Annotated in this window: 6 protein-coding genes; 2 read left to right on the top strand and 4 right to left on the bottom strand. The window is 70.5% G+C overall.

Annotated elements, in window-relative coordinates; translation table 11 throughout:
* The 4 genes from ABDW35_RS32325 to ABDW35_RS32310 all read right to left on the bottom strand — a co-directional run.
* Positions 1-166 (bottom strand): DUF427 domain-containing protein (locus ABDW35_RS32325; protein ID WP_343717956.1); only part of this gene is annotated, 166 nt, incomplete at its 3' end.
* 209 nt (positions 167-375) lie between these two features.
* Positions 376-1,023 (bottom strand): RraA family protein, encoded by a 648-nt coding sequence (locus ABDW35_RS32320; protein WP_343717955.1) that lies wholly within the window; start codon positions 1,021-1,023, stop codon positions 376-378.
* Between the two features lie 110 nt (positions 1,024-1,133).
* Positions 1,134-2,288: an FAD-binding oxidoreductase gene (locus ABDW35_RS32315; protein ID WP_343717954.1), complete on the bottom strand. Its 1,155-nt coding sequence runs from the start codon at positions 2,286-2,288 to the stop codon at positions 1,134-1,136.
* Positions 2,289-2,303: 15 nt separating this feature from the next.
* Entirely contained in the window at positions 2,304-3,911 is a 1,608-nt protein-coding gene (locus ABDW35_RS32310; RefSeq protein WP_343717953.1) for an FAD-dependent oxidoreductase, read from the bottom strand.
* 126 nt (positions 3,912-4,037) lie between these two features.
* On the opposite strand from ABDW35_RS32310, the gene ABDW35_RS32305 reads away from it, so the two are divergent.
* Together ABDW35_RS32305 and ABDW35_RS32300 are read left to right on the top strand one after the other, a co-directional pair.
* Positions 4,038-4,658 (top strand): TetR/AcrR family transcriptional regulator, encoded by a 621-nt coding sequence (locus tag ABDW35_RS32305; protein ID WP_343717952.1) that lies wholly within the window; start codon positions 4,038-4,040, stop codon positions 4,656-4,658.
* Positions 4,652-4,860: glutathione S-transferase N-terminal domain-containing protein (locus ABDW35_RS32300; protein WP_343717951.1), on the top strand; the 209-nt coding region annotated here is incomplete at its 3' end. The genes ABDW35_RS32305 and ABDW35_RS32300, both read left to right, overlap by 7 nt.

The following is a 4,860-nucleotide window of genomic DNA, read 5'->3' as shown; positions in this document are numbered from 1 at the left end:
GGCGCGGGATGTACTGCACCGGCGGATAGCTGGCCTCGCGCAGCGTCAGCGCGCTGACGCTGTCGGCGACGACCTTGCCGGCGACCTTCACCACCACCCGGGCCGGGTTCGGCGTCACCGTGATCGGATGGTCGGGCCCGGGGATCTTCCTCGGCTTCTCGCTCATGGCGCTCGGCCTTGCTGTGTGCTGGACCTTCGATGTGGGGTCCGGGCCGCTGCAGGGAAAGGGGTAGAGACCGTTTGGAAATGCGCTGGCGTGAGTCGGCTGGCGGTGGTTTCGAGAACCGGCGCGCAGCGGACATTATCGTCCGTGAGCACCGGAAGCGCAGAAACCGCCGTCAGACGGCCACGCCAGTAGCATTTGCGAACGGTCTCTCAGAACTTCCCGTGGCGCAGATACGCCTCCTGCGGCGACACGCCGTCCAGGATCGCCCTCCGCACCAGGTTCTCCTGCCGCATCACGTCCTCGACCTTCGCCACCGTCTCTTCGGCCAGGGCCGCCGGAATGACGACGATGCCGTCGATGTCGGCCACCACCCAGTCGCCGGTGGCGATGCGCACCTGACCGATGGTGATCGGCTCGCCATAGGCCTCCGGCATCCAGGCGGCGACGATGTCGCGCGGCGTGCGGAAGCGGGCGAAGACCGGGAAGCCCAGCCGGCGGATGAAGGCGTTGTCGCGCGACCCGCCATCGACGATGTAACCGCGCACGCCGCGCGACTGCAGCGCCTCGGCCGACAGCTCGCCCATCAGGGCGCGCACGTCGTCCTGCGGCTGGCAGATGGCGACATGGTCCTTCGGCACCACGGTCAGCAGCTCGGTCCAGGCCAGCAGGCTCCGATGCGCGTCTATCGTGTCGTCCGGCCGGCCGCGGATGGTGAAGATGCGACCGCAGATCCGGGTGTCCGGGTCCACGGCCAGGATGGTCCGCGGCAGCACGCAATTGGCGTGGCCCATATCGCGCAGCACGTCGAAGACGGCGCCGGAGTAGCAGGCCTCCAGCCGGGCGGTCAGGTCGGTCATGATGCGCTTCCCCTTTGTTGTCATTGCCGGGCTTGACCCGGCAATCCAGAGGATGTCGAGACCTTCTGGATCCTCGGGTCAAGCCCGAGGATGACAGTGGAGGGGCGCGATCAGGCCGCCACCGGCGGCAGCCAGCCCTGGGCCTCGCGCCAGTCCTTCGGCAGGCCGGCGAAGCGGTCCAGGCGCATCGACGACAGGTCGGCGAAGCTGCAGGCGCCGTCGACGATCATGTCGCGGATGGCATGGCCGCTGGCCGGCGACAGGCCGAAGCCGACGCTGGACATGGTGGCGACGACGGCATTGTCGAAGCCCGGCATCCAGTCGATCACCGCGCGGCCGTCCGGCGTGTTCTCGATGACGCCCGACCAGCTGCGGATCATCCGCACATGCGCGGCCTTCGGGAACAGCTCCATCAGCCGGCGGCCGATGTTGCGCAGAAGGGGGCTGGACGGCTTCGGCGGCGTCTTCAGGTCGACCGGCGGCAGCCATTCATGCGGGCCGCCGCCATAGACCAGGTTGCCGCGCAGCGTCTGGCGCCCGTACAGGCCGTTGCCGTCGACCCCGCTCATCGGCATCGCCGGCAGCGGCTCGGTGACGATCATCTCGGCCCGGCCGGAGGCGACCGGCAGGTCGACGCCCAGCATCTCGGCCAGGAGGCCGGTCTGGGGACCTGCGGCGATCACCACATGGTCGCAGCCGAAATCGCCGCGGTCGGTGCGGACCTTCGTCACCTTGCCGCCCGCAGTGTCGAAGCCGGTCACGGTGCAATGCTGCAGGATGCGGCCGCCCAGGTCCTGCAGCGCCCAGGCATAGGCCTGGCTGGTGCGCTGCGGGTTGGCGTGGCCGCCATATTTCAGCAGGTAGCCGCGCTCCACCGTATCGCCGGCCAGCGGCGCCAGCTCACGGATCTGCTTGCCGTCCAGGGTGTCGTAATGGAAGCCCTGCTTCTCGCCCATCCGCACCCAGCCGAGCATGAACTCGACGTCGGATTCGTGCAGCACGATCTTCAGCCGGTGCTTCTGGTGTTCGGTGGGATAGCCCAGCAGCTCGTCCATCTGCGGCCACAGCCGCTGCTCCTCCGGGAACAGCGGGCTCTGCGGATGGGTACAGCCGCCGCCGTTGCGGCCCGACGCCTCCCAGCCGACGATGCCCTTCTCCAGCACCAGCACGTCGACGCCGCTGCGTGCCAGCCACCAGCCGGTGCTCAGCCCGGTGACGCCGCCGCCGATGATGACGACCGAGGCGCCCTTCTTCGTCTCTGCCATGATCCGCCCTCCGCCTCAGCCTTGCTTCGTCCCGCCGGCGGGGATGTCCCACCACGGCACCCACTGGCTCTCGATGCCAAACCAGGAATCCCATTCCTGCCGCACCACCGCCGCCTCGTCCTGCGGCCACAGCACTTTCAGCGGCAGCGGCCGCACCGGCGGGCGGTAGCTGGCCAGCGGCACCTGGCCGACATCGATGCGGGATGACAGGGCCAGCAGCATCGCCACCTGCTCGCGGCAGCGGCGGCCCTGGCACAGCCCCATGCCGGCGCGGGTCAGGCGCTTGACCTGGTCCTGGTTCACCGGCCCGTCCTCCAGCAGCGTGGTCAGCGACCGGGTGGCCATCTTGTTCGACACCCGCTCGAGATAGCGCGGCGGGCTGATGTCCAGCAGCTCGCCGCGGCTGACCTCCTCGCACTGGCACACCAGCACGTCGAGCCCGCCGGTGTTCAGGAGCGCCTTCAGCCAGGTCATGCGGTGGTCGCCGCCGCCCTTGACCGGCTGCGCCAGCCCGGTGCGCGCGGCCGTGACGTCGGTCTCGGCCGCCTTGTCCAGCGACGCGGCCGCGGCGATCGCCGCCACCCGGCCCTCCTGCCGCGCCACCGCGGGGTCGACAGACTTGGCGGCATGGATGCCGGCACAGTCGCCGACGGCATAGGCGAAGGGCAGGGCGGTGCGGCCGTCGGCCTCCGTCACCGGCACATGGCCGCCGCGGTCGGGGTCGTGCACCAGCGTCGCGTCCAGCGCCGCCAGCAGCTCGATGTTCGGCACCGTGCCGATGCCCAGCGCGACGGTGTCACAGGCGATGTCACGCTCGCTGCCCGGCACCGGCGACAGGCCGGCATCGATCCTAACCAGCGTCGCAGTCGTCACGCCCTCGACATCGCCCGCCGCCGCCTTGATGACATGGCCGGTCAGCACCGGCACGCCATGGGCCTTGACCGCCTCGACCAGCTCGGCGGGGCCGACCGGCTGGTCGGCCACCTCGACCAGCCCGGCCACCTCCAGCCCGCGGCCCAGTGCCGTCAGCGCAAGGTCCAGCGCCTCGGCGCCGGTGCCCAGGATCAGCAGGCGCCGGCCGGCGAAGGCGTCGTAGCCGGCGATCAGCCGGTGCGCCGCGGTCACGCCCATCACGCCCGGCAGCTCCCAGCCCGGGAAGGACATGCCGAGGTCGCGCCGGCCGGCGGCGACGATGACCTTGTCGAAGCCGACCAGCCAGGACCGGTCGGTGTCGGCCAGGCCGGCGACGGGGCCGGGCATCCACTGCACCCCGGGTGCATTCGCGAACAGGCCCCAGACCGTGGTCTGCAGCAGCACCTCGACGCCCTTGTCGAACAGTTCCACCAGCTCCGGCCGGGCTTCCAGGAACGTCTCCAGCAGCCGGCCGGGCGTGTTCACCGCGGCAATGGCGCGGCCGCCGAAATGCAGCGGCACATCCATGCCGATCAGGGCGCCGTCGACCGGGTTCTCATCGACCAGCAGCACCTCCAGCCCGCGCTCCGCCGCCTCGGCCGCTGCGGCGATGCCGGCCGGGCCGGCGCCGATGACGAGAAGCTGGACATGGCGCTCGACCTCCGGGGTCTTCCCGGCGACCGACTTCGGATCGATGGGGGGATGGGACATGGCGGCTTGGTTCTCCGACGCGGCGTCCGGTCCCCTCTTGCCTTGCCTGCGACGGGCATACAGGGTGGGGCCGGCATCTGGCTGGTGACGCAAGGCTACCGCCGGCACCGATCGAGGACGGACGCATTGGCGACAGCGAAGAACAGCAAAGCGACGGCGGAGGCGGGAAACGGCCGGCGGACGCTGAGCCGCGAGGACTGGATCCGCGCCGCGCTGAAGGTGCTGGAGAAGGGCGGCGTCGCCAGCGTCAAGGTCGACCGGCTGGCCACTACGCTGAAGGTGACGCGCGGCAGCTTCTACTTCCACTTCCAGGGCCGGAAGGACCTGCTGGCGGCGCTGCTGGACGAATGGCGCCGGCGCAACTGCGCGCCCTTCGAGGCGCTCGAAGGTCGTACCGACCTCGAGGGCGCGGCCTTCTTCCGGGCCTTCCGCAACGTCTGGGTCGACGAGGACCCGTTCAGCCCGGCGCTGGACATGGCGGTGCGCGACTGGGGCCGGGCCTCGAAGGAGGTGGCGCGGGCGGTGCAGGGCGCCGACCAGTACCGCATGGGCCTGCTGCGCCGCGCCTTCGGGCAGATGGGCTATGGGCCGGACGAGGTCGAGATCCGCAGCCGCATCGCCTATTTCCACCAGATCGGCTACTACGCCATGGCCTTCCACGAGCCGCGGCCGGAGCGGCTGCGCTACCTGCCGATCTACGACGACGTGCTGACCGGACGGCCGGGAGAAGGGAGCGGGCAATGCTGACGATCTGGGGCCGGCGCAACGCCTTCAACGTGCAGAAGGTGATGTGGCTGGTGGGCGAGCTCGGCCTGCCGCATGAGCACATCCCGGCCGGCGGCGATTTCGGCGGGCTGGACGACCCCGCCTTCCGCGCCCGGAACCCGCATGGACGGGTGCCGGTGATCGATGATGGCGGCATGGTGGTGTGGGAATCGCACAGCATCCT

Source organism: Inquilinus sp., assembly GCF_039594555.1.
Taxonomy (GTDB): Bacteria; Pseudomonadota; Alphaproteobacteria; order DSM-16000; family Inquilinaceae; genus Inquilinus.
Note: the sequence above shows the minus strand (reverse complement) of the source record. Positions and strands in the feature narration are given on the sequence as shown.

Coding starts and splice junctions, on each gene's coding strand:
- ABDW35_RS32320 (WP_343717955.1), bottom strand. CDS start 1,023: ATGACCGACCTGACCGCCCGGCTGGAGGCCTGCTACTCCGGCGCCGTC.
- ABDW35_RS32315 (WP_343717954.1), bottom strand. CDS start 2,288: ATGGCAGAGACGAAGAAGGGCGCCTCGGTCGTCATCATCGGCGGCGGC.
- ABDW35_RS32310 (WP_343717953.1), bottom strand. CDS start 3,911: ATGTCCCATCCCCCCATCGATCCGAAGTCGGTCGCCGGGAAGACCCCG.